Raw genomic sequence first — 25,484 nt, 5'->3', positions numbered from 1 at the left:
CACGGGCTGGTCTAAAGGCGCGCGATGACTGCTGAGTCGCAACAGGCGGCGGGCGACGTGACGAGCGTTGCCGCGGGGGCTGCCCAAACCGGCCATCATGGCCATGGCCACCATGGAGACGGCAAGCTGAAGCTTGCCGTGGGCGCCGTCGGTGTCGTGTTCGGCGACATCGGGACGAGCCCCCTTTATGCTTTCCGCGAGACATTCGCCGGGCATCATCCGATCGAACCCGACCGGCTTCACATCTATGGCGTGTTGAGCCTGGTTTTCTGGTCGATGATGCTGGTCGTCACCTTCAAATATGTGATGACGATCATGCGCGCCGACAACAAGGGGGAGGGCGGCAGCCTGGCGCTGCTCGCGCTGATCAACCGTCAGTCGGGCGAAGCGCGCTGGACCTGGCCGATCGTCCTTCTGGGCGTCTTTGCCACGGCACTTTTCTATGGCGACAGCATGATCACGCCGGCCATGTCGGTGCTGTCGGCGACCGAGGGGCTGAGCTACGTCAATGAAGGGTTTTCGCCCTATATCGTGCCGATAGCGCTGGCGATTCTGATCGGGCTGTTCGCGATCCAGTCGCGCGGGACGTCAAAGGTCGGCGCCCTGTTCGGGCCGATCATGCTTTGTTATTTCCTGATGCTCGCGACGCTCGGCATCATGCACATCAGCGACAATCCCTGGATCATCGTCGAGACGATCAATCCGGTGAATGCGCTTCGCTTCTTCTACATGGACGGCTTTACCGCCTTTATCGCGCTCGGCGCCGTGGTGCTTGCGGTCACGGGGGCCGAGGCCCTTTATGCCGATATGGGGCATTTCGGACGTGGGCCGATCGGGATCAGCTGGCTGGCCTTTGTCCTGCCTGCGCTGATGCTCAATTATATGGGGCAGGGCGCGATGGTGCTGGCGGCGGAAGCCGGACCGCGCGCCGATCTGATCGCCGATCCCTTTTTCCAGATGATGCCCGATGCGTGGCGCATTCCGGTCGTGATCCTGGCGCTGCTGGCGACGATCATCGCCAGCCAGGCGGTGATCTCCGGCGCCTTTTCGCTGACGCAGCAGGCGATTCAGCTGGGCTTCATTCCGCGTCTGCGCGTCGAGCACACCAGCGCGTCGGCGGCGGGTCAGATCTATATTCCCGTCGTCAACTGGTTCCTGATGACGATGGTGATCATCCTCGTCCTGTTCTTTGGTTCGTCGAGCAACCTGGCCGCCGCCTATGGCATTGCAGTGACGGGGGCGATGTTCATCGACACCTGTTTGATGAGCGTCGTGCTGTTTACGCTGTGGAAATGGCCGGCGTGGAAGGCTTTGCCGGTTCTGGCGGTCTTCTTCATCGTCGATATCGCCTATTTCGGCGCCAATCTGATCAAGGTGCCCGATGGCGGCTGGGTGCCGCTGGCGATCGGTCTGACGATCTTTACGATGCTGACCACCTGGTCGCGGGGCCGCAAGCTGATGCAGCAGGAAATGGCGGAAGGGGCGATGCCGATCCCGATCTTCGTCAATTCCGCGGCGAACAGTGCAACGCGGGTGCCCGGCACGGCGGTGTTCATGACGTCGAGCAGCGACGGCGTGCCCCATGCGCTGCTCCACAATCTGAAGCACAACAAGGTGCTGCACGAGCGCATCATCCTGCTGACCATCAAGGTCGCCGACGTCCCGTTCGTTCGCGAAGAAAACCATTGTGCGCTGGAGGATCTGGGCAAGGGTTTCCATCGGTTGGTGCTGCATTACGGCTTCATGCAGCCGGTGGACGTGCCCGCGGCGCTGCAGCGGGTGACGAGCTGTGGCGGCGAGTTCAAGATGCTGGAAACCAGTTTCTTCCTGTCGCGCCAGACACTGATCGCCGCGAAGAAGCCGCAGATGCCGATCTGGCGCGAGAAGCTGTTCGCCTGGATGCTGCGCAATTCGGAAAGCGCGATGGAGTATTTCCGTCTGCCGACCAACCGGGTGGTTGAACTGGGTAGCCAGGTCGCGATTTGATCGCGATCCGGCGGGTTCCGGGGAGCCGTGCTCCCCGGAACCCGCAGCGCGGCGTCAGGCGATATATTTCGCCTGGAGTGCCTGATAGGCATCGCGATATTCGCGGGTCAGCTGGGCGACGAAATCGGCGACCGGGCCGACCGAGCGCACCGATCCGATGCCCTGGCCCGAACCCCAGATGTCCTTCCACGCCTTGGCCTTGGTGTTGCCGCCCGAACCGAAGTTCATCGTTTTCAGATCGCCCTTGGGCAGATTGTCGGGGTCGAGCCCGGCGTTGACGATCGAGGCGCGCAGGTAATTGCCGCTGACCCCGGTGAACAGGTCCGAATAGACGATGTCGCCAGCGCGCCCTTCGACGATGCCGTCCTTGTAGCCGCGGTCGGCATTGGCTTCGTCGCAGGCGATGAAGGCGCTGCCGATATAGGCGAGGTCGGCGCCGCAGGCCTGGGCGGCGAGGATCGAGCGGCCGTGCGCGATGGCCCCCGACAGCGCGATCGGCCCGTCGAACCATTCGCGGATTTCCTGGACCAGCGCGAAGGGCGACTGGACCCCGGCGTGGCCGCCGGCCCCCGCCGCGACCGGGATCAGCCCGTCGGCGCCTTTTTCCACCGCCTTGCGCGCGAAACGGTCGTCGATGATGTCGTGGAAGGTGATGCCGCCCCAATTGTGCACGGCCTGGTTGAGTTCTTCCCGCGCGCCGAGCGAGGTGATGGTGATCGGCACCTTCCACTTTTCACAGGTCGCGATGTCCTGTTCGAGCCGGTCGTTCGAGCGGTGGACGATCTGATTGACGGCAAAGGGGGCCGCGGGCTTGTCCGGATTGGCGCGGTCCCACGCCGCCAGTTCCTCGGTAATCTGGTGCAGCCATTCGTCGAGCATCGACTGCGGCCGCGCGTTGAGCGCCGGAAAACTGCCGACGATCCCCGCCTTGCACTGCGCGATGACGAGTTCGGGGCCCGACACGATGAACAGGGGCGAGCCGATGACCGGCAGGCGCAGACGGTCGAAAATCGGGGGAAGGGCCATGAATCACTCTCCGGTTGCGGTTTGAAACTGACCTTAACGTAAGCGGAAGCTTGTGCAAGGCCGATCAGCCAAGGGCGGGCCCCTTCAGTTCGACGACATTGGCTTCGGGATCGCGAATGTAGATCGACGGACCGTCGCCATCGGCGCCGTAGCGGGTGCCCGCATCCTCGACCGCGACGCCGTGGCGGGCAAGATGGTCGCGGATTGCCGCGGCATCGAAGGGGGCGACCGAAAGCGCGAAATGATCGAGATTGCGCCCCTCGTTCCCCGGCGCCGCGCCGCCCGCCGCGCCGAGTTTGCCGTCGATCGTCACCAGGTCGATCAGCGACCGGCCAGCGCGAAGCTGAAACAGCCCGATATCGGTCTGTTCGCGCTCGAGCGTGCAGCCGAGGACGTCGCGGTAGAAGTCCAGCATCCGGCCAAGATCGACGACGCGCAGCACGACATGGTCGATAGCGCCGAGGGCGAAGGGGGGCGTGGTCATGATCGGATGCTCCTGGAACGAGGGGAGAGGGAGAGGGCTTTCCATCGCGGTAGATGCGGTGCCCCGGCCCCGCAAGTGCGGCCATGTCCGGGCGGCCATGGCGGCGCCGAAAGGGCCGGGGCGGCATGATCAGTCCCCCTGTTCCAAAAGCGGCGGCACGGGGCGCGGACGGCGGTCGGGGCCGACGGCAACGAAGATGAAGGTCGCCTGCGTCACCTGATGCGCCGCGTCCGAATGGCGGTCGCGCGCCCAGGTTTCGACCTCGACATGCATCGAGGTGCGGCCGACCCGGACGAGCCGGCCATAGACCGACAGTTCGTCGCCGACGAAGACCGGACGGTGGAAGGACATGCCCTCCACCGAGATCGTCACGGCGCGGCCGCGGGCATGGAGCGAGGCGACCGAGGAGGCGGCCAGATCCATCTGCGCCATCAGCCAGCCGCCGAAGATATCGCCATAGACATTGGCGTTGGCGGGCATGGCGGTGACGCGGACGGCGGGCTGGCCGAGCGGCTGGGCGGCGTTATCGGACATCACGGCCCCCCACGGCGCGCATGGCGTGGGCGGCGGCGACCATCGCCTCGAGCGCCGGGCGCACCTCGTCCCATTTGCGCGTCTTGAGCCCGCAATCGGGGTTCACCCAGATTTGCGATGCCGGAACATGGCGGCCCGCCAGCGTCAGCAGGTCGGTCATTTCTTGCGTCGCCGGAATGCGCGGCGAATGGATGTCATAGACGCCGGGGCCAACCTCGTTCGGATAGGCATAGGTGGCAAAGGCGTCGAGCAATTCCATCTGCGAGCGGGCGGTTTCGATCGAGATGACGTCGGCGTCCATGTCGCCGATCGCCCGGATGATGTCGTTGAATTCCGAATAGCACATATGGGTGTGGATCTGGGTGTCATCGCGCACCCCCGATGCCGCGATGCGGAAGCTTTCGACCGCCCAGTCGAGATAATGCTGCCATTCGCCGCGGCGCAGCGGCAGGCCTTCGCGCAGCGCCGCTTCGTCGATCTGGATGATCGCGGCGCCCGCCGCCTCGAGATCGAGCACCTCGTCGCGGATGGCGAGCGCGATCTGGCGGCAGCTGACGGCGCGCGGCTGGTCGTCGCGGACGAAGGACCAGTTGAGGATGGTGACGGGACCGGTGAGCATCCCCTTCATCGGCCGGTCGGTCTGGTCCTGGGCATAGCGCCACCAGCCGACGGTCATCGGTGCGGGGCGCGAGACATCGCCATAGAGGATCGGCGGGCGGACGCAGCGCGAGCCATAGCTTTGTACCCAGCCCGCGCGGGTGAAGGCAAAACCGGCGAGCTGTTCGCCGAAATATTGCACCATGTCGTTGCGTTCGAATTCGCCGTGGACAAGGACGTCGAGGCCGATGTCTTCCTGCCACTTGACCGCGGCGCGGGTTTCGACGCGCAAATAGCGGTCATAGGCGGCGGCGTCGATTTCGCCCCGGATATGCGCGGCGCGCGCCTTTCGCACCTCGGCCGTCTGGGGGAAGGAGCCGATCGTCGTGGTCGGATAGGCGGGCAGGCCAAGCCGCTGTTGCTGCGCGGTGCGGCGCTGGGCAAAGGGCGCGGCGCGGCGCGCAGCGCTTTCGTCGAGCGCGGCGAGGCGGGCGGACACCTGGCCGTCGTGGATGCGCGCCGAGGTCCGGCGCGCCACCGCCGCGATGCGCGAGGCGGAAAAGGCGGCGAAGCTTGCGTCTTCGCCTTCGTTCAGCGCCTTGGCGAGCGCCGCCAGCTCCTCCACCTTTTGCACCGCAAAGGCCAGCCACTGGGCGATTTCGGGGTCGAGCCCGGTTTCGAGCGCCAGGTCGACCGGGACGTGGAGCAGCGAGCAGGAGGGCGCGATGACCAGATCGCGCCGCGCCGCATGTTCCTTTAGCCGCCAGTAAAGGTCGGGCAGGTTGGCGCGCCAGATGTTGCGGCCGTCGATGACGCCGAGCGACAAGAGGACGTGCGGCTGGACCCGTTCGAGCACCGGTTCGAGCTGGTCGGGCGCGCGGACGAGATCGAGGTGGAGGCCGTGGACCGGCAGCGTGGCGACGAGGTCGAGATTGTCGCCGAGCCCGCCGAAATAGGTGGTGAGCATCAGCTTTGGCCCGCGGGTCGCGAGGCGGGCATAGGCGCGTTCAAAGGCGGTGCGCTGGGCATCGTCGAGGTCGAGGGCGAGGCAGGGTTCGTCGATCTGCACCCAATCAGCCCCCGCCTTTGCCAGCCGCGCCAGAATCTGGGCATAGACGTCGAGCAGGTCGGGGAGCAGCGCCAGCGGCTCGACCGCCTTGCCCTTGGCCAGCATCAGATAGCTGACCGGGCCGAGCAGCACCGGGCGGGTGGTATAGCCGAGCGCCTTTGCCTCTGCGAACTCGTCGAAAATCTTGGTCGAGGCGATGCGGAAACGCTGTCCGGCGGTCAGTTCGGGGACCATGAAATGATAGTTGGTGTCGAACCATTTGGTCATTTCCTGTGCGGTGGTGTCGTGGCTGTGGCCGCAGCCGGCATGGCCCGCGTCGCCGCCGCCGGGGTGCCCCTGGGTGCCGCGCGCCATGGCGAAATAGGTGCCGGCATCGACCGTTTCGCCGTCCCAGTCGTAGCGCGCCGGGACCGCGCCGATCAGCGCACTGGTGTCGAGCACATGGTCGTAGAGCGAGAAATCGTTCGACGGCAATATGTCGGCGCCCAGCGCCTTTTGCCGGGCCCAATGGGCGACCCGCAGCCCCGATGCGGCGGCATCGAGGTCGGCGAGGGTGGATTTGCCCGCCCAATAGCTTTCAAGCGCGAATTTCAGTTCGCGGCGAAGGCCGATGCGGGGGAAGCCGAGAGTGGCAACGTTGACAGTCATTTTCTGGCACCTTGCTTGGGACAAGGGCCCGGCAGACGAGCAGGCACGGTGATCCGCACCCCCAAGGCAAGGTCGGGCGCAGCCATGCATGCGGCCTGACCGGGCACCCCGCCGGAGGACGTATCTGACGAGGCAGGTCTCCTGGCTCGCGGATCAGGCGCGGCGATCTGGCCTTCCCGGTTCCTTGCCGAACCAGTGACACATGGCGATCGCCACTCTCCGCTTACAGTTGCGGGGGCAGCGCCGGCCTTGCCCCCCGAAAGGGGCGCACCGGCTTCCCATCTTCGCTTCGCGGCCGCCGAAACGACGCGAAGAACCTCGACGATCTTTAGGATAGGGGGCGCATTCTCCTTGTCAATATGGATATAAAGAATTCTTTATATCGCTTTTCCGGGCTGGGCGTGGCCTTCGGGTCGCGGGCGGTGAGCGGCCGCCAAGGGGCGGTTTTGAGTGCGCCGCGCGGCCCTATAGCGCGCGGCTGCGTGGATGGGGGCAGGGGGGATTGGCGGCGGGCGGGTTGGCGCAAGGGGGCGGTGCCGCCGCGTTGTCCGCCGCGTGGCCGGGCACGGCGGCATCCCCGGTGGTGCCCGCATCCCCGGCGGCCTCGGCCGCTTCGGTGTCGTTCGCGGGGGCGGGAAGGCCGAACCAGGCGCGGCGCGCGGCCTCTCCCGCAGTGCGCAGGGGCGCGCTTTCGCGCTCGCGCACCGTTTCCCAGGCGTCCTCCTCGGCCGGGTCGAGGGTGCGTTCATAGTCGGGATCGCCGAATTCGCCCTCTTCGTCGCCGATGAAATCGGCGGGCGGGGGAAAGTCGGTGCGCCATTCGTCGCGTTCGCCATCGTACCAGACGCTCATGGCGGCGGCCGCCCGTTCGGGGGAGGGGGCGGAGGCAGGCACGCCCTCGGCGGCGTTCGGGCCGTTGACGGCATCGTCAAAATCCGCGGAAATCTGCGCAACTTCATTCGCGATCGCGCTTTCGCGCCACAGCATCGCGATGGGGTTGGCGCGGTTGTCGCGCGCCGCGAGCCAGAGGGCGAGGGCGGCGGGCATTCCGGCGGCGGCGTCGCGCGCCGCGCCGGTCGCGGGCGTGAAGGCGCCGTCCTTTGTGTCGTCGTTTGCGTCTTCGTTCGCGCCATCGTTCGCGCTGTCGCTCATATGGCCGGTTTCGGGGGCTGCGTCCGGAGCGAAGGCCGCGCCGCCCTGGGCGGCCTCTGCGGCGTCGAAGAGCGACAGAAAGGCCGGCCAGTCGCCGGCGATCAACTGCGCGAGCCCGTCCTCGCCAACCAGGGCGCCCTTGCGGGGCGCGGGGGTGTCCGCCATCCGGTCGAGCCGCGCGAGCATCGCGAGGCCAAGCCGCGCGTCGAGGCGGCGGCGCTTGACGAAGCGGCGATCCTCGTCGCGATAGACGGTGGTGGTTTCGTCAAAACCGTTGATGGCGCGGTCGAGCAGTTCGTCGGCGATCCGCCCGCGCGCGATCAGCACCGCCGCGGCGCAGCCGAGCCGGAACGCCGCCCCCTCCGCCCGCTGCTTGAGCTGATAGACCGCCGACGACGACATGCCGACCCGCGCCGCCGAATTCCGGACCGACCCGGTGGCGGCAAAAGCCTCCAGAAACTGTCGCTGAAGCCGCGGCGTCCAATGATAGCTGCCCGGCGCCGGAATATGCGCGGGATCATACAGGCCATCGTCCATCGATTCGTCCTTTCGGTTAAGTTGAACCGATAGAATGAACCATATGGGTGAAATGTAGGAAAGGGGGTCGCCGCAGGGGGTGGTTCGCGGGCGGGGTGGGTCAGCTTTTCGGCGGCTGTTTGGCCGTGTCGTGGGCCGGCGTGGTGTCGGCCGCGCGTTCGGCGCGTGCGATTTCGGCGCGGGCGAGCTTGTCGGCCATGGCTTGCCAGGCGGCGGCCGCACGCATGTTGCGGTCGCGGACCTGGGTCAGGATCGCGGCGTCGGCGTCGCTCCGGCATTTTTCGGCCTGTGCGCGATAGAAGTCCAGATTGGCCGACATGCGTATCGTTCCTTGTTTGCGGTCAATCGACCATGTCGGCGACAAGACGCCGAAGTTCGCGACGCGACAGCGTCAGGCGGCGCCACGGACGCGAAGACGCCGCGATCGCCTTGCCGGCCTGCGAGAGCGCGGGCAGGGCGGGAAAGATCGAGTTATTATTCTGAAATATAGTCATTATCTTTATCTTGATGGAAAGTTTCATGGCGGGAGGCCGACGCACGAAGCGCCGGTCCCGTTGGTCGGGTCAGCGCCGCTTGCGCTGACCGGAAGTCGCCGGCCCGCCACCGCGTTCGCGATAGACAAGGCGGCCCTTGGTGAGGTCATATGGCGTCATTTCGACGCGGACCTCGTCGCCGACGACCGACCGGATGCGGAAACGCCGCATCCGGCCAGCGGTGTAGGCGATGATGCGATGACCGTTTTCGAGCCGGACGCCGAAGCGCCCGTCGGGCAGGACCTCGTCGATCCGCCCTTCGAAGGTCATCACTTCTTCCTTGGCCAAATATCAGGCCGACTGGAGATTGATTGCCGAGGTCTTGCCGTTCCGGCCGGTTTCGAGCTCGTACGAGACGCGCTGGTCCTTCTCGAGCGTGCCCATACCGGCGGCCTGAACCGCGGTGATGTGGACGAAGTTGTCGCCCGAGCCATCTTCATTCTCGATGAAGCCATAGCCCTTGTCCTGGCTGAAAAATTTGACGGTGCCGATGGGCATAGGAGTTTCCTTTCACGGAATAGGGTATCCCCCGGCAAACAGTGCCGGTGGAGCTGGTAGCGTGTGAAGGGAAGAATCTGCCTGCAAAAAATCAGAGGCATCAAATTTCCGTCGCAGGCGACGTGAGCATTTTTCCATATAGGGCAAAATGGCGGAAAGTCAATCAAATCGCCCGGGGGCGCCGATATTCTGCCGATAAACTGGCGTTATACGGCGATGTGTTCCGATATGGCGGCCCCGATTTTGCGGGCGTTCCGGCGTTCGATATGATTTCCGGCCATATGATTTCGGATGGCGGCGGATGGGCGCGCGATGAGGGTGCGATGGGGGGCGGTGATGGACGGGGCGATAGGGGGTCGGGGTGCGCCATCGCCCCTTCACCACGCGCCGCGCGTGCGATCCCCCTCCCCATCGCTACGCGACAGGGAGGATTGGCGTACTCAAATCCTTCCTGTGCCGAAGGCATGGGGAGGAGGACCACGAAATGGTGGAGGGGCTGACTTCTACGCGCCGTTGGCGGCCGACAGGATCGCCCGCACGCTCGCGGTCGCGACGTCGGTGTCGAGGCCGCAGCCGAACAGGCTTTTGCCGTCCGCCGTGCGGCATTCGACATAAGCGGCCGCCTGCGCGTCGCTGCCGTGGCCGATCGCGTGCTCCGAATAATCGACGATGTCCATCACCGGGCCGCCGCTTTCGCTCAAGGCCGCGATGACGCTCGACATCAGGCCGTTGCCGCGGCCGCTGACGCTGCGCGGCGTGCCGTCGATGGTGAGCTTGCCCGCGAAGATGCGGTCGGTGCCCGCCCCCGATCCTTTGGCGTGCGTTTCGGACCAGTCGACAAGCTGGAAACGCTTGGCTGCGGTGGCGAGATAGGCGCCCTCGAACGCCTGCCAGATATCCTCGGCGCCGAGCTCGCGGCTGGTTTCGTCGGCGAGCGCCTGGACGATGTGGCTGAAGCTTGCCTGCATCTTCTTGGGCAGTTTCAGCCCCTTGTCCTGTTCGAGCACCCAGGCGACGCCGCCCTTGCCCGACTGGCTGTTGACGCGGATCACCGCTTCATAGCTGCGCCCCAGATCGGCGGGGTCGATGGGCAGGTAGGGAACCTCCCAGCGTTCGTCATTCTGGCGTTCGCGCGCCGCGAAACCCTTTTTGATCGCGTCCTGATGGCTGCCCGAAAAGGCGGTATAGACGAGCTCGCCGCCATAGGGGTGGCGCGGGTGGACGGGGATGTTGTTGCAATATTCGACCGTCTGGATGACCTCGTCGATATTCGAGAAGTCGAGGCCGGGGTCGACCCCTTGCGTGTACATGTTGAGCGCGATGGTGACGAGGCAGGTGTTGCCGGTGCGCTCGCCATTGCCGAACAGGCAGCCCTCGACCCGGTCGGCGCCCGCGAGCAGGCCAAGCTCGGCCGCCGCGACGCCGGTGCCGCGGTCGTTGTGGGTGTGCAGGGATATGATCGCGGCGTCGCGGTTCGGCAAATGCCGCGCGAAATATTCGATCTGGTCGGCGTAGATGTTCGGCGTCGCCGCCTCGACCGTCGCGGGCAGGTTGAGGATGATCGGTTTGTCGGCGGTCGGCTGGAGAATGTCCATCACCGCGGCGCAGCATTCGATGCTGAAATCGAGTTCGGCGGTCGAAAAGGTTTCGGGGCTATATTCGAAACGCCAGTCGGTGCCGGGCAGGCGCGCGGCATTGTCGCGCAGCTGTTTGGCGCCGTCGATCGCGATCGCCTTGATCTCCGCCATTTCCATGCCGAAGACGATGCGGCGCCACGCCGGGCTGACCGCATTATAGAGGTGGACGATCGCGGTCCGCGCCCCTTCGAGGCTGTCGAAGCTGGTGCGGATGAGGTCGGCGCGCGCCTGGGTCAGCACCTGCGGCGTGACATCGTCGGGGATGCGGCCCGAACGCACGAGGTTCTGGATATAGTCGAAATCGGTGGCGCCCGACGCGGGAAAGCCGACCTCTATCTCCTTCAGCCCGCATTTGACGAGCAGGTCGAAGAAGCGGGTCTTTTTCTCCGCATCCATCGGGTCGATCAGCGCCTGATTGCCGTCGCGAAGGTCGGTCGAGAGCCAGATCGGCGCCTGGGTGATGGTGCGGCCGGGCCACGCGCGATTGTCGAGCGGGACCTGCGGAAAGGGTCGGTACTTGGCCGAGGGATTGCGGAGCATGGACATGGTTTCGGTTTCTTCTGCGCTAGGGAAATCGGGTGTTTTCTCGTCGGTCCCTTGGGCGAGTGGCCCGACGCGCATCGCGCAGGCCGAAAGTCACGCCCAAGGGCGTGTAAGTCGCAGAAGAAGAAGACCGCGCATGTGCATGGACGCGCTCATGACCAAAAATGTCGTGCTTGACAAGGGGCGGGCCACAAAAATGTCGCCGGATCGCGAAGCGGGTCGCGATCCGGCGCAGGGGCAGGGAGGGGAAAGGGGGCGGAAGAGGGTGGGGAGGGAAAGCGATGGCCGCGGGTCAGGCCGCCGCGCTTTGCGTATCGGTTTCGCCGGGGGTGTCGTCGCCCGCTTCCCCATCCTGTTCCCCGTCGTCGCCGTCTTCCTCGTCGCCGTCTTCCTCGTCCCAGGGTTCGAAGACCTCATCCTCGATCAGATTGTCGACGGCGTGGACGCGCACCCCGACCAGCCAATCGGCGAGGGGGCCTTCCCAGGCGGCCTCCACCTCGGTCAGCGCGGCCGTACCGGGATCGGCGGGGCGGTCGCCGACCAGATCGAAATCCTGCACACCGTCATCGGGCGCGGTGATATAGGCATGGGGTTCGAGCCGGATCCGGCTCCATCCCGCGGTGGGGGCGAGCCCCTCGACCTCGACGGTCAGCAGCGGGCTTTCATCGTCGCCGCCGACATAGGCATTCACCTCGACAATTTCGCGTACCAGTTCGCTCATCTCAGGCGCTCCTGCGAAGGGGCCGGGGGGTGGCCCCGCGCATCGGCGTAACCAGCGCATGTGACAGATTGAGGTGAGGTGCCGGGGTGGCGGACTTTTTTTGGGGGGGAGAGGGGGCGCCGGGTCAGCCCGCGACCCAGCCGACCGCCGGATCGTTGAAATCGACGATATCGGCCAGTTCCCAGACATTGGGATAGCCATAGCCGACGAGGTTGATGAAGGTCTGGATATTGAGCGACAGCCGCGCCAGCTTGATCGGCACCGGCGCCGCATCGTTCATGAAATTATTGTTGCAATAGATGAGGATGGGGCGGTTCGGATCGGCGCCGATCACCGCCGCGAGGCTGGCGGCGGTGAAGTCGGTGAGCGGCAGGTTGACCGCGCCCGCGATGTGGCCCGCGGCAAAGGCATCCTTTGACCGCGCATCGAGCACCAGCGCGCCGGGGCGGGCGGCCTCTGCCTTGAAACGGTCGAAGGGGATGAGGCGCGAGGCGCGATGCGGGGCGACATCGCCGGTCAGCGCGGCGAAGCCGGGATAGTCGATCTGCGGATTGGCCTGGGCAAGGGCCGGGGCGGGAACGGCAAGGAGCGCGAAAGCGATGAGCAACCTGCGGTGCATGAATATCCTCCCGTAAAGCGGAGCGAAATCTAGGCTGCGGTTGATGGACGGGAGATGAACCGCCCGCCCCCGTCCGTCCCGCACGGGCCCCTTTTTCGGTGCAGGCAGGCGCATGCGGGGGCAGGGAAGGAAGGGGGCGGGGAAGGGATTATTGCTTTTCGAAGGCGGCGTGGATTTCAAGCGCGACCGCGTCGCTGACGACCGGGATGCCATAGCTGATCCCGAAATCGCTGCGGCGGATCGTCGTTTCGGCCCGGAAACCGACCGTCGCCTTCTTGTTGAAGGGGTTGGTGCCCGCGCCGTGGAACGCGACGTCGAGCGTCACCGGCCGCGTCACCCCGTTGAGGGTGAGATTGCCCGTCACCTGCGCCTCGTCGCCGTCGTCGTCGAGGACCACGCGGGTCGACACGAAGCGCGCATCGGCGGCGGCGGGGCCGAAGAAATCGGGTTTTGCCCCGTCCTTTCCGGCACGCAGCAGATGCTCGGTCAGCCCGGCGCTGGCGGTCGTGACCCGCGCGACGGGTATGGCGACATCGACCTTTGCCGCGGCGGGATTGGCCGGGTCGATGACCAGCGTGCCGGTCACGTCGCCGAAAATGCCGGTATAGGGGCTGAAGCCGAAATGATCGACCGTCCACACGACCATCGTGTGGCCGGGGTCGGCGGCATAGGTTCCGGCGGCGACGCGCGCCTTGTCCGGGACGCCGGGAAGCTGCGGCGGTGCCTGGGCGATGACGCCGGGAACGGCGGCAATGGTGACGGCGGCGGCGGCCAGCGCAAAGGCGGCGAACGGAAGCGAGCGGCGCATGGGGGAATTCTCCTGTCTTGGAAGGCCGCGAAGCTAGGCAGCGCGCGCCGTGCGGTCAATTATCCGCCCGCGAAACGCAGCGTTTCCGGCCGCGCCGCGATCAGTCGATCCCGTCGCCGATCAGCGAGAAGGGCGCCCAGGCGCTGGGATGCGCCCAGCTGTTGAGGAAGGGATCGGACCGCGGATCGTCGCGCACCTCGCGCATCGCGCGTTGCAGCGCCTCGGCGCGCGACAGGCCGGGGTTTTCGCGCATCAATTCGAACAGGCGGACGGTGAGGACCGAGGCGACATCGTCGCGCACCGGCCAGTGCGAGGCGAGCAGGCTTTCGGCGCCCGCGAAGAAGAAGGACCGCGCCAGTCCCGACAGCCCCGGCGCCCCCTGGCTGCCGTCGCCCGCCGCGGTGTTGCACGCCGACAGGATCACCCAGCGCGCGCCGAGGTCGAGCCCGGTGATTTCGGACGCGGTGAGCAGCCCGTCGTCGGCCGCGGTGGCGGTGCGCGGCGGGGTAAAGACCAGCCCCGGTTCGGCGACGCTGCCGATCTCGCCCGCCACCAGCCCGTGGGTCGCGAGGAAAAGGACTGACAGGCCGGTCAGTTTTCCGCGCTTTACATTGGTTTCGGTCGCGCTGTCGGCGAGATAGAGGCGCGCCGCGTCGGTGCCGAGCAGCGCCTGCATCGCCTTCAGTTCCTTTTCGGTGCCGGGCAGGCGGGCGAGGCGGCGCAGCGCGGCGGGGTCGGCGAGCGGCGGACCGTCGCCCGCCGCGGGTTGCAGACCGGCGCTGATCGACAGGCCGACGCCGCTGCGCGTTCCGCGATTGCGCCCGCCGATGCCGCGCGGCGCCGAGGCACCGTCGAGCAGCGGATCGCCAAAGCCGACCATCGCGGTGCCCGCGCGCGCCTCGTTCCGGTCGCCGACCGCGCGCAGCAGTTGCAGCGACTGGAGCGAGGGAAGCTGGAGCAGCGCGACCTTGTCGGCGAACCAGGGCGTGGCGCGCAGCGCGGCGGGGTCGCCGTCGATGCCGGCCGGCGGCCGGGTGACGAGAATGCCGAGCGGGAGCGAGGACAGCGCGCCGCTGGACGCGGTGAACAGGTGGCGTTTGCCCGCCAGCCCGCCCTCGATCGGGGCGATGAGCTGTTCATAGAGGCGCCAGGCGGTGGCGCGATCGAAGGGGAAGTCGCCTTCGCCCTCCATCGACCAGCGTTCCTCCTCCTGCGCGGTGACGTCGATGCTGGCGCCGACGTCCCACAGCAGGCGGCGGACATGGCCCGCCAGCTCGCCCTCGGTCAGCGCGCTGCGGTGCCAGTCGATCCCGTCGCGCGTGACCAGCAGGCTGTGGGTGCCGAAGGCGGTCGGCACGATCATCAACAACGCCTCGTCCGGGGCGAGCAGCGCGCGCGCATCGGCGAGGCTGAGCGCCTGTGGCCGCACCAGTTCGAAATAGCCGGGGGCGGCGCGGGCGATCGCCTGGTCGATTTCCGTCCGGCGAAAGGCCAGGCGCTGCTGGGCGCCGAGGTTGAGGCGGATCAGCCGCTGGCGTTCCTGTTCGTCGGCGGCGGTGATGAAGCGGCTTTCCTGTTCGAGCCGCGCGGCGTCGGCATCGACCGCCTTGCGTTCGGTCAGCAGCGCCGAAACCCCCGCCTGCGCCAGCGTGCGTTCGGCCGCCGCCTTGGCGACCGCGCGGCTGGTGGTGCCCATCTGTGCCTCCTGCAACGCCAGGAAGGCTTCCTCTGCCGCCGCCGCGCCGCGCGCGTCCGCCGCCCACAGCGCATCGGCGAACAGGGTGAAATAGCCCGCATAGGGATGGCCGACGTTGAACAGGAAATTATCGTCGATCGCCATGTCATAGGCGGCCTCGTCCCCCAGCGAAAAGCCGAAGGAACGGCGCCACGCGCGCTTGCCGGTCGCGGCATGGCGCGCCGCCGCAAGTGCGGTGCCGATGTCGCCGCCGGTTTCGATCGTCAGCCGCGCCAGATCGGACTTGAGCTCGTTGAGCGTGCCGTGCGGGTCGTTGAGCGCGCCGAGCCCGCTGGCGAGCAGCGCGGCGCGCACCGGGTCGGCGTAAACCTCGCTCTGGTCGTTGGCGGGCGCGGCCAGCACCTCTGCCAGGATCGTCGCGGCGTCGGACTTGCGCCCCTGATCGGCCAGCCAGTCGGACAGATAGGACAGGGCATTCAGGGTGCGAAAATGATCGTCGCCAAAGCCGGTACGGAAAACCGCGAGCGAGCGGCGGAAATAATCCTCGGTCGCCGCCGGGTCGCCCGCGGCACGCAGGTCGAGCGCCACGGCGCGCAGCGCGTCGCCATATTCGGCGGAGGTTTCGCCATGCCATGCGCGCAGAAGATCGGCCTGTTCGCGGCGGATCGCGGCGCGGCCGTCGTGATCCGAATAGGAGCGCGCGTCATGGTCGCTTTCCAGCGCCGCGAGGCGCGCGGCGCGCGCGGCATCATCCTGTCCGGCGGCGACCAGTTCGGCGAGGCCGAGCGGTTCGAGCAGCGCGCGGGCGGGGCTGGCCTGTCCCGCCGCGATCGCGTCCTTCGCATATGCGGCGGCGATTTCGCCGACATCGCGGCGATAGTCGCGATCGTCCGATGCGGCATCGTCGGCGGCGCCGCGTGCATAGGCGGGATCGGCGGCAAGGACGGGCAGCCAGCGCGCGTCGAAGGCGCGCGCCGCGCCCGCGTCGCTTGCCGCCAGCGCGGCGCGGTAGCGGCCATAGTCGCGCAGCAACCAGTAATCGGCGCGGCAATCGTCCGCCGCGCAGCCCGGCAGTGCTTCGAGCCGGGGCAGCAGATTGTCGCGGAAAATCGCGCGCCCGCGTTCGCCGCGCCCGATGCGGACGAGGAAGCCCGCGAAATCATTCATGAAGTCGCGCCGGTTGAAGGCGGCGCGGTCGCAGCGCGTTCCCCATTCGGCGCCGCCGCACCCGTCCCAGCGCGGCTGGAAGCGTGCGATCACGGCTTCGAACGCCGCGACGGCATCGTCGGGACGGTCGAGATCGACGAGCAGCTGGCCATAGCCGACCAGATCGTCGCCCAGATCCTTTTCGTCGGTGGCGCAGCCCATGACCATGCGGCCGCCCGGCACCTGTTTGATCCGCCCGCAGCCATAGGCTTCCTCGGTCATCGCGGCGATATAGGCGCGGTACGGCGCCTCGGCACGGTCGCGAAAGCCGTTGATGATCAGCGTCGCGGCATAGTCGCGCTGGGCGCGGGCGGTGGCGATATGGTCGGGGCCGTGCAGCCGCGTCAATATGGCGATGGCGCGCTCCATCGCCTGCTGCGCCTCGGCCGAGCGGCGCGCGAAGTTGAGGTCGGTCGCGTGCAGCATCAACTGGGCGGCATAGGCATCGCTGTCGACGCCGTGATGGCGGGCGATCAGCGCGAGCAATTCGTCGCCAAGCGCGGCGCGCTGGTCGAGCGGAGCATTGAAAATCTGCTGTTTCTTGGCGGCGATGTCGGGCGGATCGGCCGCGATCTGGGCGAGCGCGGCACCCGGCAGGGCCAGCGCCGCGAGCACAAGCGGCGCGAGCCGCAGCATCCATCCCCCGATCATCGATCCTTCTCCCCCCAAGGCGCCTTGGTAACGGCTTGGCCGCGGCGCCGCAATTCATCGCGGACGCTTTGCGCGCGGCAGCGGCGGGGGAAGGGGGAAGGGGGAAGGGGGAAGGGGGAAGGGGGAAGAGAAGGGGGCGGGTGGAAGCGTCTTGCGTCGGGCGCGCCGTTCAGGGCGCGCGGCGTGCCTCGAACCATTGGCGCAGCGCGAGCGCCGCGCAGCCCGAAAAGCCATAGCTGCCGACCGGCGAGCAGCTGTCGGGGCGGGTCGCGCGCGCGATATTGTCATAGCCTTCGACCCGCGAGGCCCAGCTGCCGCCGCCGGCCGGTGCCTCCTCCTCCTCCTGTCCGCGCAGCGATTTGGGTACGCGATAGCGTTCGGATTCGGGCTGCTGTGCGCAGACGATGATTTCCTCGCCCTCGGCCTCGGGGCAGGGTTCGTTGCCGAAGGTCACGAGGATCGAGGTTTTCTGTGGCGGCTCGGCCGATTGGGCGAGGCTGGCATCGTCGTCGGCCGGGGCGGCGTGCACGGTCTGCGCCGTGGCGGACATGGGCGCCGCGAGCAGCAGCAGGGCGGAGAGCAGCGGGACGGGAGGGGTGTTCATGATGTGCGGCGTCCCTCGATCGATCCTCGGCCGCCATGGCTATGCCCCGGCAGATGAACCTTGGCCGAACGGGCGGGCGGGCGCGCGTCCTGTAACCGCATGGCGCCCGGCGGCGAATGGCAGTGGGACGCGGCGGCGGCATCGGGCCGCGCCGCCACCCGGAGACGAAGATGAAGAAGCAATATCTGTTCGCGCTGCTGGCATCGGCGGTGCTGCCGCTGTCCCTTGGCGCCTTTCTGCCGCAGGCCTATGCCGCGCCGGTCTATGTCGGGGTCGACGGCGGCGATGTCGCGGTGAGCGGTTATGACGCGGTCAGCTATTTCGAGGGCGACGGCGTGCCGGTGAAGGGCAAGGCCGACCATGTCGTGGCGCACGACGGCGCGGTCTATCATTTCGCGAGCGCCGAGAATGCGGCGCGCTTTGCCGCCGACCCCGCGGCGTTCATGCCGCAATATGGCGGGCATTGCGCATGGGCGATGGCGCGCGGCTATCTGGCGCCGGGCGACCCGACCCAATATGCGGTCGTCGACGGAAAATTATATCTGAACTTCAACGCCGAGGTGAAGGCGCGCTGGGACCAGGACCGCGCGGGCTTTATCGCCGCCGCCGAAAAGAACTGGGCCGAAATGCCCGCCGACGCCAAGTTCGGCGGGTGAGCGTGCCGCCCCTTCCCGCCGGGGAAGGGGCGCGCAGCCCTTATTCGAAAATGTCGGCGCTGCCCCCCTTGGGGTCCGGCCCGAAACGGTTCGGGCCGCGGGTGCCGTCGATGCACATGAACACCAGCAGGATGATCCCCCCGACATAGGGAATGAAGCTGAGGAGGTAGAACCAGCCCGATTTGTCCTGATCGTGCAGACGCCGAACGGCGACCGCGATCGAGGGAATGATGGTCGCCAGCGCGAAGATGCCCAGCGGGATCATCATCGCGGTGGACATGATGCCGCCGCTCCCGGCGTCGGCAAAGCCGCCGAACAGGCCGAACAACAGGAACAGGCCGAGCAAAAGCAGGATGCAGAACAGCGTATACATCCAATATTCCTTCCGGCGCGATCGACCGGAAAAGTCAGCGTAGCGCTAAAACGGCAGTATCATCCATTCCATGACGTCCCCTTTTCCCCAAAATGCGACGACGAATGCAGCCTCCTGCTGCTTCTGGTCGGCGCGGGCGAAGCTATCATCCTTTTCGGCGAACACAATGACTGGAATGCGCGCGCGATGGGCGCCTTTTCGGGATCAGCCCGCGATGTCGAGCGACGCCGCGATCGCGGTCCAGACCTGCGCCAGTTCGTCGGGGGTCGTGCAATAGGGCGGCATGACATAGACGCTGTTGCCGAGCGGGCGGAGCAGCACTCCCTGGTCGCGGTAGAAGGCGATCAGCCGCGGGGTGAGGGTGGAGAGATAGCCCGCGTCGGAGACCTTGATGTCGAACGCCGCGATGGTGCCGAGGCGGCGCGGATTTTCGACGCGCGGGTCGCTGGAGAGGATCGACAGATGTGCCGCCTGCGCCTCCGCCAGCGTGTCGATGCGGGCCTGCACCGGTTCGTCGCGCCAGATGGCGAGATTGGCATTGGCGGCGGCGCAGGCGATCGGGTTCGCGGTATAGCTTGACGAATGATAGAAGGTCCGCGCGCGGTCGGGCGAATAATGCGCCTGAAACACCGGTTCGCTGCACAGCGTCACCGCGAGCGGCAGGGCGCCGCCGGTCAGCCCCTTTGACAGGCAGACGATGTCGGGGATCACCCCGGCCTGGTCGCAGGCGAAGCGCGTGCCGGTGCGGCCCCAGCCGGTCATCACCTCGTCGGCGATGAACAGGACGCCGTGCGCCGCGCAGATGCGGCGCATTTCGGCGAGCACCCAGGCGGGATAGATCAGCATTCCGCCGGCGCCGAGGATCAAAGGTTCGACGATGAAGGCGGCGGGCGCATCGCCGGCATCGCGCGCCGCGCACGCGGCCTCGAGCGCGTCGAGCGTCGCCTGTTCCATCCCCTGGTGCGGAAAGGGGATGGTGCCGACGTCGAACAGCAAGGGTTGCCAGGCGCGGTTATAGACGCCGCGTTCGCCGACCGACATCGTGCCGATTGTGTCGCCGTGATAGCTGTGTTCGAGGACGAGGATGCGGTGCCGCGCCGCGCCGATGTTGAACCAGTAGCCGAGCGCCATTTTCAGCGCGACCTCTACGCTGGTGGAGCCCGAATCGGAGAAAAAGACGCGGGTGAGCGGATCGGGGGTGATGCGGACGAGTTCGGCGGCGAGCGTTTCGGCGGGCTCGTGCGTCCAGCCCGCGAAAATGAGCTGGTCGAGCCGTTCGCTCTGGGCGCGGATCGCCGCCATGATGCGCGGGTGCGCGTGGCCGTGGGTCGTCACCCACCAGCTCGAAATGGCGTCGATCCAGCTGTTGCCGTCGGCGTCATAGAGGCGGGCGCCCGCGGCGCGATCGATCAGCGGGATCGGCTCGCCCAGGCCATGCTGGGTGAAGGGGTGCCAGACGGGGGATGGGGGAGGAGGGGTCATATTATCCTGTCGTTCCCATGGGGGACGGGGGAAGCCGCAGGGATCAACGAAAGTCCGCCAGGTCAAAACCGGCGGCAAAGGCCTGTGCCAGCGTTTGCGGCGTCAGCGGATCGACGAGCGGCAGGCGGCCGAGGCGGCGGACGCCCGCGATCTGGGCGATCGTCGCTTCGCTGTCGGGCATCGCATCGCCGATGAACGCGACGCCGTGGATGGGGACGCCGCGCGACCGCAGCGCCTCTATCGTCAGCAGGCTGTGGTTGATCGTGCCGAGCGCGGTGCGCGCGCAGACGATCACCGGCAGCTGCCAGCGCGCGAACAGGTCGGCGTAGAGGATGGCGCGGGTGACGGGGACCAGCGCGCCGCCCGCCCCCTCGATCAGCAGGTCGCCCGGCGGCGGCACCAGCGCGTCGGCGTCGATCGTGACGCCGTCGATTTCGGCGGCGAGGTGCGGCGAGGCGGGGGTGACGAGGCGGTAAGCCTCTGGATGGATGGGCACCCCGGCGAGGCGGGCGACGGCCTGGCTGTCGCTTTCCTCCTCCAGCCCCGACTGGATCGGTTTCCAATAGGGGAGCGAGAGGGCGCCCGCGAGCGCCGCGGAAAAAATGGTCTTGCCGATGCCGGTGTCGGTGCCGGTGACGATGAATCTGCGGGTCATGCCCCCGCCATAGCGGCGGCGAGCGCATCGGTCATCGTGTCGATGTCGCTTTCGTCGACATTGAGCGTGATGGCGAGACGCAGCCGCGCCGTGCCCTGGGGCACGGTGGGCGGGCGGATGCCGCGAATGTCGAAGCCCGCTTCCTGCAGCGCGGCGGCAACGCGCATCGCGCGGGCATTGTCGCCGATGATCACCGGGACGATCTGTGACCCGCTGGAGGGAAGGCCGAGCCGGGCCAGCCGCTTTTCGCTGTGGCGGACGAGCGCGTGGAGGCGCGCGGCGCGTTCGGGCTGGTCGGCGACGATCTCGAGCGCCTGCCGGACAAGCCACGCCATCAGCGGCGAGGGCGCGGTCGAAAAGATGAAGGGGCGGCCGCGATTGACCAGAAAGTCACGGACGATCGCCGGGCCGCAGACCAGCGCGCCTTCACAGCCGAGCGCCTTGCCGCAGGTGTGAAGGGTGATGAGATTGTCGCGGTCGCCCAGATCATGCGCCAGCCCCTGGCCCGCGGGCCCGTAAACGCCCGTCGCATGCGCCTCGTCGACGATCAGGATCGCGTCGCGATGCCGTGCGACGGCGGCAAGATCGGCGAGCGGCGCGCGGTCGCCGTCCATCGAATAGAGGCTTTCGACCGCGATCCACGGCGTTCCGGTGCCGCCGCCGCGCCGCCAGCGGGCGATGAGGTCGTCGAAGCTCTGCGGATCATTGTGGCGCGCATCGATCCGTCCGGCGCGCCCCAGCCGCATCCCGTCATGGGCGCTGGCGTGGATCAGCTCGTCATGGACGACGAGGTCGCCGCGCTGTGGCAGGGCAGCGAAAAGCGCGGCATTGGCCGCAAAGCCGGTGGGAAAGAAGAGCGCCGATTCGGTGCCGTAATGGCGGGCGGCATAATCCTCGAGCGCTTCATGTTCGGCATGATTGCCGCGCAGCAGGCGCGAGCCGCCGGACCCCGCCGGTATGCCGAGCGCCGCGCCGCGCGCCAGCGCCTCTGCCAGCGCATAGGAGCCCGCGAGCGCGAGATAGTCGTTGGAGGCAAAATCGACCCCCGCGCGCGCGATGAGCGCGCGGCGGCGATCCTCTGCCGCGAGCGCGGCGAGATCGGCGCGATGGGCGGAGAAGAAGTTGCTGGCCATTGTGCCTTTCATCCGTCGCCGGAAACCAAATGAAACAATCCCCAGCGACCGGCCCCGAAGGGGAGCCGGTATCTGGAGATTGCCCGGGCGACATGCCGATCGGCATGTCTGCCATCCCCGCTGGCGCCGGGAGGATTATCCTCCCCATGATGTTAGCATGGGGAGGGGTGTTTCGTCAGTTCTTGGCCTTGTCGACCAGCTTGTTCTTGGCGATCCACGGCATCATCGCGCGCAGTTTTTCCCCGGTCTGTTCGATCGGGTGCGCAGCGGCGGCCTTGCGGCTGGCCTTGAGTTCGGGCTGGCCCGCCTGGTTGTCGAGCACGAAATCCTTGACGAAGCGGCCCGACTGGATGTCGGCGAGAACGCGCTTCATTTCCTGTTTCGTTTCGTCGGTAATGATGCGCGGGCCGGTCTTGATGTCGCCATATTCGGCGGTGTTCGAGATCGAATAGCGCATGTTCGCGATGCCGCCTTCATACAGGAGGTCGACGATCAGCTTGGTTTCGTGGAGGCATTCGAAATAGGCCATTTCGGGGGCGTAGCCCGCCTCTACCAGCGTTTCGAAACCCGCCTGGATGAGGTGGGTGATGCCGCCGCACAGCACCGCCTGTTCGCCGAACAGATCGGTTTCGCACTCTTCCTTGAAGGTGGTTTCGATGATGCCGCTGCGCCCGCCGCCGACGGCCGAGGCGTAGGAGAGGGCCAGCGCCTTGGCATAGCCATTGCCCGAAGCCGCCGCGCCCTGTGCTTCCTGTGCCACCGCGATCAGGCAGGGAACGCCGCCGCCCTTTTGATATTCGCTGCGCACCGTGTGGCCGGGGCCCTTGGGCGCGACCATGAAGACGTCGATGTCTGCACGCGCCTCGATCAGGCCGAAATGGATGTTGAGGCCGTGGGCGAAGGCGAGCGCCGCGCCGGGCTTCATGTTCGGGCCGATGTCGTCGGCGTAGATTTTTGCCTGATGCTCGTCGGGGGCGGCGATCATGATCACGTCGGCCCATTCGGCGGCTTCCTTGTTCGAAAGCACCTTGAAGCCCGCGTCTTCGGCCTTTTTGGCGGTCGCCGAACCGGGGCGGAGCGCGATCGCGACTTCTTTCACGCCGCTGTCGCGCATATTCTGCGCGTGCGCGTGGCCCTGGCTGCCATAACCGACGACGGCGACCTTCTTGCCCTTGATCAGATCCTGGTCGGCGTCGCGATCGTAATAAACCTGCATGTCATTCTTCCCTATTTCTCTTCTGCCGCCCCGGCGCTTGGTCGGGGGTGGCGATCATTGAAACCCGATGCGTGAATCCTAAAGCGCCTCTGCCCCGCGGGCGATGGCGACGACCCCGGTGCGGCCGACCTCGACCAGCCCGCATTCGCGCATCAGCGCGATGAAGCGGTCGACCTTGTCGCTCGATCCGGTGATTTCGAAGATGAAGCTGGTGAGCGTGGTATCGACCACCTTGGCCCGGAACACATCGGCCATGCGCAGCGCCTCGATCCGCTTGTCGCCGGTTCCCGCGACCTTCACCAGCGCGATCTCGCGTTCGACATGCGCGCCCTCGTCGATCAGGTCGGTGACCTTGTGGACGGGGACGAGGCGGTCGAGCTGCGCGATGATCTGGTCGATGATCGGCGGCGGGCCGTTGGTGACGATGGTGATGCGGCTGAGCGCATGGTCCGACGAGATGTCGGCCACGGTCAGGCTTTCGATATTATAGCCGCGCGCGGTGAACAGGCCGGTGATCTTGGCGAGCACGCCGGCTTCGTTGTCGACGGTGATGGCGAGCACATGGCGCTCGCCGGCTTCGGTCTTGATTTTCATGTGTTTACACCAGTGCCTTGGCTTCGTCGTCCATCGTGCCGGTGACGTCGCTCGGCTGGAGGAGCATTTCGGTATGCGCGGCGCCCGACGGGATCATCGGGAAGCAGTTCGCGAGCTGCGCGACGCGGCAATCGACGATCACCGGTCCCGGCGTGTCGATCATCTTGGCGATGCCGTCCTCGAGCTCGCCCAGCGTGTCGATGCGCAGGCCCGTCCAGCCATAGGCTTCGGCGAGCTTCACGAAATCGGGCAGACTGTCCGAATAGCTGTTCGAATAGCGGCTTTCATAGGTGAGTTCCTGCCACTGGCGGACCATCCCCATCCATTCATTGTTGAGGATGAAGATCTTCACCGGCAGGCGGTACTGGCTGACCGTGCCCATTTCCTGGATGTTCATCTGGAGCGAGGCTTCGCCCGCGATGCAGATGACGAGGCGATCGGGCTTTGCGATCTGGGCGCCGACGGCGGCGGGAAAGCCATAGCCCATGGTGCCGAGCCCGCCGCTGGTGAGCCAGCGGTTGGGCGCCGAAAAGCCGAAATGCTGCGCCGCCCACATCTGGTGCTGGCCAACCTCGGTGGTGATGATCGGGTCGCGGCCGCGCGTCGCGTCGAACAGCGCCTTGACCGCGCGCTGCGGCATGATGTCGGCGTCCGCTTCCTTCCTTTCGGGAAAGTCGAGGCAGCGCGTCGCGCGCCAGCCGTCGATCCGCCGCCACCATTCGCCAAGGTCGCGCGCCTTGTGGCCCTTGGCGGCCCAGGCGGCGATCAGCGCATCGAGCGCGCGGCCCGCATCGCCGACCACCGCGAGGTCGACGGGGACGATCTTGTTGATCGAGCTGCGGTCGATGTCGATGTGGATCTTTTTCGAATCCGGGGAAAAGGCGTCGAGGCGGCCGGTCACGCGATCGTCGAAGCGCGCGCCGACCGCGATGATCAGGTCGGCCCGGTTCATCGCCATGTTCGATTCATAGGTGCCGTGCATGCCGAGCATACCCAGCCACTTGGGATCGTCCGACGGAAAGGCGCCGAGCCCCATCAGCGTCGAGGTGACGGGCGCGCCGGTCAGGCTGACGAGCTGGCGCAGCGCGGCGCTGGCGTCGGGGCCCGCGTTGATCACGCCGCCGCCGGTATAGAAGATCGGGCGTTCGGCCGCCGCGATCATCGCAATCGCCTGTTCGATCGCCGCCGCATCGGGTTCGACCTGCGGGCGATAGCTTTGATGATCGATCTTTTCGGGCATCGAATAGGTGCCGGTCGCCACCTGAACATTCTTGGGAATGTCGATCACCACCGGGCCGGGGCGGCCGTGGGTCGCGATGAAGAACGCCTCGTGCAGGATCGGGCCGAGCCGGTCGGGGTCCATCACCAGATAATTATGCTTGGTACAGTGGCGCGTGATGCCCACCGTGTCGCATTCCTGGAAGGCGTCGGTGCCGATCAGGGTCGTCGGCACCTGGCCGGTCAGCACGACCATCGGGATCGAATCGAGCAGCGCGTCGGTGATGCCGGTGACGGCATTGGTCGCGCCGGGCCCCGAGGTGACGAGCACCACGCCGGGCTTTCCGGTCGTGCGCGCATAGCCCTCTGCCGCGTGGGTCGCCGCCTGTTCATGGCGGACAAGGACATGCTTGATCGTCGGATGATTGAAGAGCGCGTCGTAGATGGGAAGGACCGCGCCGCCCGGATAGCCGAACACCGTATCGACCCCAAGATCGACCAGCGCCTGAACCACCATGTCGGCACCACTCATTTCCGTCACGATCTCGCTCCTTTCTTCCCTGGTCCCGCGACGCGGGACGCACCTGTGGCGCACGGTTGTGCGCTGC

24 protein-coding genes and 1 riboswitch are annotated in these 25,484 nt (G+C 66.9%); of the genes, 2 read left to right on the top strand and 22 right to left on the bottom strand.

The window, feature by feature from the left end; translation table 11 throughout:
- The first annotated feature begins 24 nt into the window (after positions 1-24).
- Positions 25-1,986, top strand: coding sequence for a potassium transporter Kup (locus U0S50_RS05415; RefSeq protein WP_322307738.1), 1,962 nt, complete (start codon positions 25-27; stop codon positions 1,984-1,986).
- Positions 1,987-2,040: 54 nt separating this feature from the next.
- Here U0S50_RS05415 and U0S50_RS05410 read toward each other — a convergent pair whose 3' ends face one another.
- From U0S50_RS05410 to U0S50_RS05340, 15 genes are all read right to left on the bottom strand, one after another.
- Positions 2,041-3,012: a nitronate monooxygenase family protein gene (locus tag U0S50_RS05410; protein ID WP_322307737.1), complete on the bottom strand. Its 972-nt coding sequence runs from the start codon at positions 3,010-3,012 to the stop codon at positions 2,041-2,043.
- A 64-nt stretch (positions 3,013-3,076) separates the two neighbouring features.
- The gene (locus tag U0S50_RS05405) at positions 3,077-3,496 is read right to left on the bottom strand and encodes a VOC family protein (RefSeq protein ID WP_322307736.1); all 420 of its coding nucleotides are present in this window, start codon (positions 3,494-3,496) and stop codon (positions 3,077-3,079) included.
- Positions 3,497-3,625: 129 nt separating this feature from the next.
- Positions 3,626-4,030 (bottom strand): acyl-CoA thioesterase, encoded by a 405-nt coding sequence (locus tag U0S50_RS05400; protein ID WP_322307735.1) that lies wholly within the window; start codon positions 4,028-4,030, stop codon positions 3,626-3,628.
- Entirely contained in the window at positions 4,020-6,344 is a 2,325-nt protein-coding gene (metE, locus tag U0S50_RS05395) for a 5-methyltetrahydropteroyltriglutamate--homocysteine S-methyltransferase (RefSeq protein ID WP_322307734.1), read from the bottom strand. The genes U0S50_RS05400 and metE overlap by 11 nt, the downstream gene beginning before the upstream one ends.
- A gap of 113 nt (positions 6,345-6,457) precedes the next feature.
- Positions 6,458-6,680: riboswitch (cobalamin riboswitch) on the bottom strand.
- 129 nt (positions 6,681-6,809) lie between these two features.
- The gene (locus U0S50_RS05390; protein ID WP_322307733.1) at positions 6,810-8,033 is read right to left on the bottom strand and encodes a hypothetical protein; all 1,224 of its coding nucleotides are present in this window, start codon (positions 8,031-8,033) and stop codon (positions 6,810-6,812) included.
- Between the two features lie 100 nt (positions 8,034-8,133).
- Entirely contained in the window at positions 8,134-8,352 is a 219-nt protein-coding gene (locus U0S50_RS05385; RefSeq protein WP_322307732.1) for a hypothetical protein, read from the bottom strand.
- Between the two features lie 22 nt (positions 8,353-8,374).
- Complete coding sequence (locus tag U0S50_RS05380) at positions 8,375-8,527, bottom strand: hypothetical protein (RefSeq protein ID WP_322307731.1); 153 nt, start codon at positions 8,525-8,527, stop codon at positions 8,375-8,377.
- A 69-nt stretch (positions 8,528-8,596) separates the two neighbouring features.
- The gene (gene infA, locus U0S50_RS05375) at positions 8,597-8,854 is read right to left on the bottom strand and encodes a translation initiation factor IF-1 (protein WP_322307730.1); all 258 of its coding nucleotides are present in this window, start codon (positions 8,852-8,854) and stop codon (positions 8,597-8,599) included.
- A 3-nt stretch (positions 8,855-8,857) separates the two neighbouring features.
- Positions 8,858-9,064 (bottom strand): cold-shock protein, encoded by a 207-nt coding sequence (locus tag U0S50_RS05370; RefSeq protein WP_322307729.1) that lies wholly within the window; start codon positions 9,062-9,064, stop codon positions 8,858-8,860.
- A gap of 503 nt (positions 9,065-9,567) precedes the next feature.
- Positions 9,568-11,247 carry a 2-isopropylmalate synthase gene (leuA, locus tag U0S50_RS05365; protein ID WP_322307728.1) on the bottom strand — a complete coding sequence of 560 codons (1,680 nt, stop codon included), beginning with the start codon at positions 11,245-11,247 and terminating at the stop codon, positions 9,568-9,570.
- Between the two features lie 289 nt (positions 11,248-11,536).
- Positions 11,537-11,965, bottom strand: a complete 429-nt coding sequence (locus tag U0S50_RS05360) for a hypothetical protein (RefSeq protein WP_322307727.1) — start codon at positions 11,963-11,965, stop codon at positions 11,537-11,539.
- 124 nt (positions 11,966-12,089) lie between these two features.
- A complete protein-coding gene (locus tag U0S50_RS05355) occupies positions 12,090-12,584 on the bottom strand; it encodes a rhodanese-like domain-containing protein (protein ID WP_322307726.1) in 495 nt (164 codons plus the stop codon).
- A gap of 148 nt (positions 12,585-12,732) precedes the next feature.
- Positions 12,733-13,392 (bottom strand): YceI family protein, encoded by a 660-nt coding sequence (locus tag U0S50_RS05350; protein WP_322307725.1) that lies wholly within the window; start codon positions 13,390-13,392, stop codon positions 12,733-12,735.
- Positions 13,393-13,492: 100 nt separating this feature from the next.
- Entirely contained in the window at positions 13,493-16,945 is a 3,453-nt protein-coding gene (locus U0S50_RS05345) for a CHAT domain-containing tetratricopeptide repeat protein (protein ID WP_322307724.1), read from the bottom strand.
- Positions 16,946-17,114: 169 nt separating this feature from the next.
- Positions 17,115-17,549, bottom strand: coding sequence for a hypothetical protein (locus U0S50_RS05340; protein WP_322307723.1), 435 nt, complete (start codon positions 17,547-17,549; stop codon positions 17,115-17,117).
- A gap of 170 nt (positions 17,550-17,719) precedes the next feature.
- On the opposite strand from U0S50_RS05340, the gene U0S50_RS05335 reads away from it, so the two are divergent.
- Positions 17,720-18,205, top strand: a complete 486-nt coding sequence (locus U0S50_RS05335; RefSeq protein WP_322307722.1) for a YHS domain-containing (seleno)protein — start codon at positions 17,720-17,722, stop codon at positions 18,203-18,205.
- Positions 18,206-18,245: 40 nt separating this feature from the next.
- Here U0S50_RS05335 and U0S50_RS05330 read toward each other — a convergent pair whose 3' ends face one another.
- The 7 genes from U0S50_RS05330 to ilvB all read right to left on the bottom strand — a co-directional run bounded on the left by U0S50_RS05330 (position 18,246) and on the right by ilvB (position 25,417).
- Positions 18,246-18,578, bottom strand: a complete 333-nt coding sequence (locus U0S50_RS05330) for a DUF805 domain-containing protein (protein WP_322307721.1) — start codon at positions 18,576-18,578, stop codon at positions 18,246-18,248.
- A 204-nt stretch (positions 18,579-18,782) separates the two neighbouring features.
- The gene (locus U0S50_RS05325) at positions 18,783-20,060 is read right to left on the bottom strand and encodes an adenosylmethionine--8-amino-7-oxononanoate transaminase (protein WP_322307720.1); all 1,278 of its coding nucleotides are present in this window, start codon (positions 20,058-20,060) and stop codon (positions 18,783-18,785) included.
- Positions 20,061-20,103: 43 nt separating this feature from the next.
- Complete coding sequence (bioD, locus tag U0S50_RS05320; protein ID WP_322307719.1) at positions 20,104-20,715, bottom strand: dethiobiotin synthase; 612 nt, start codon at positions 20,713-20,715, stop codon at positions 20,104-20,106.
- Positions 20,712-21,848: an 8-amino-7-oxononanoate synthase gene (locus tag U0S50_RS05315; RefSeq protein ID WP_322307718.1), complete on the bottom strand. Its 1,137-nt coding sequence runs from the start codon at positions 21,846-21,848 to the stop codon at positions 20,712-20,714. The genes bioD and U0S50_RS05315 overlap by 4 nt, the downstream gene beginning before the upstream one ends.
- A 175-nt stretch (positions 21,849-22,023) precedes the next feature.
- Positions 22,024-23,064, bottom strand: coding sequence for a ketol-acid reductoisomerase (gene ilvC, locus U0S50_RS05310; protein ID WP_322307717.1), 1,041 nt, complete (start codon positions 23,062-23,064; stop codon positions 22,024-22,026).
- A gap of 78 nt (positions 23,065-23,142) precedes the next feature.
- On the bottom strand, positions 23,143-23,658 hold the full coding sequence (gene ilvN, locus U0S50_RS05305) for an acetolactate synthase small subunit (RefSeq protein ID WP_322307716.1): 516 nt from the start codon (positions 23,656-23,658) through the stop codon (positions 23,143-23,145).
- Between the two features lie 4 nt (positions 23,659-23,662).
- Positions 23,663-25,417: a biosynthetic-type acetolactate synthase large subunit gene (ilvB, locus tag U0S50_RS05300; RefSeq protein WP_322307715.1), complete on the bottom strand. Its 1,755-nt coding sequence runs from the start codon at positions 25,415-25,417 to the stop codon at positions 23,663-23,665.
- Positions 25,418-25,484: the final 67 nt, after the last annotated feature.

The sequence above is a fragment of the Sphingopyxis sp. genome, assembly GCF_034380315.1.
Lineage (GTDB): Bacteria > Pseudomonadota > Alphaproteobacteria > Sphingomonadales > Sphingomonadaceae > Sphingopyxis.
The sequence above is the reverse complement of the archived record's forward strand: the minus strand, read 5'-3'. Positions and strand labels throughout refer to the sequence as shown.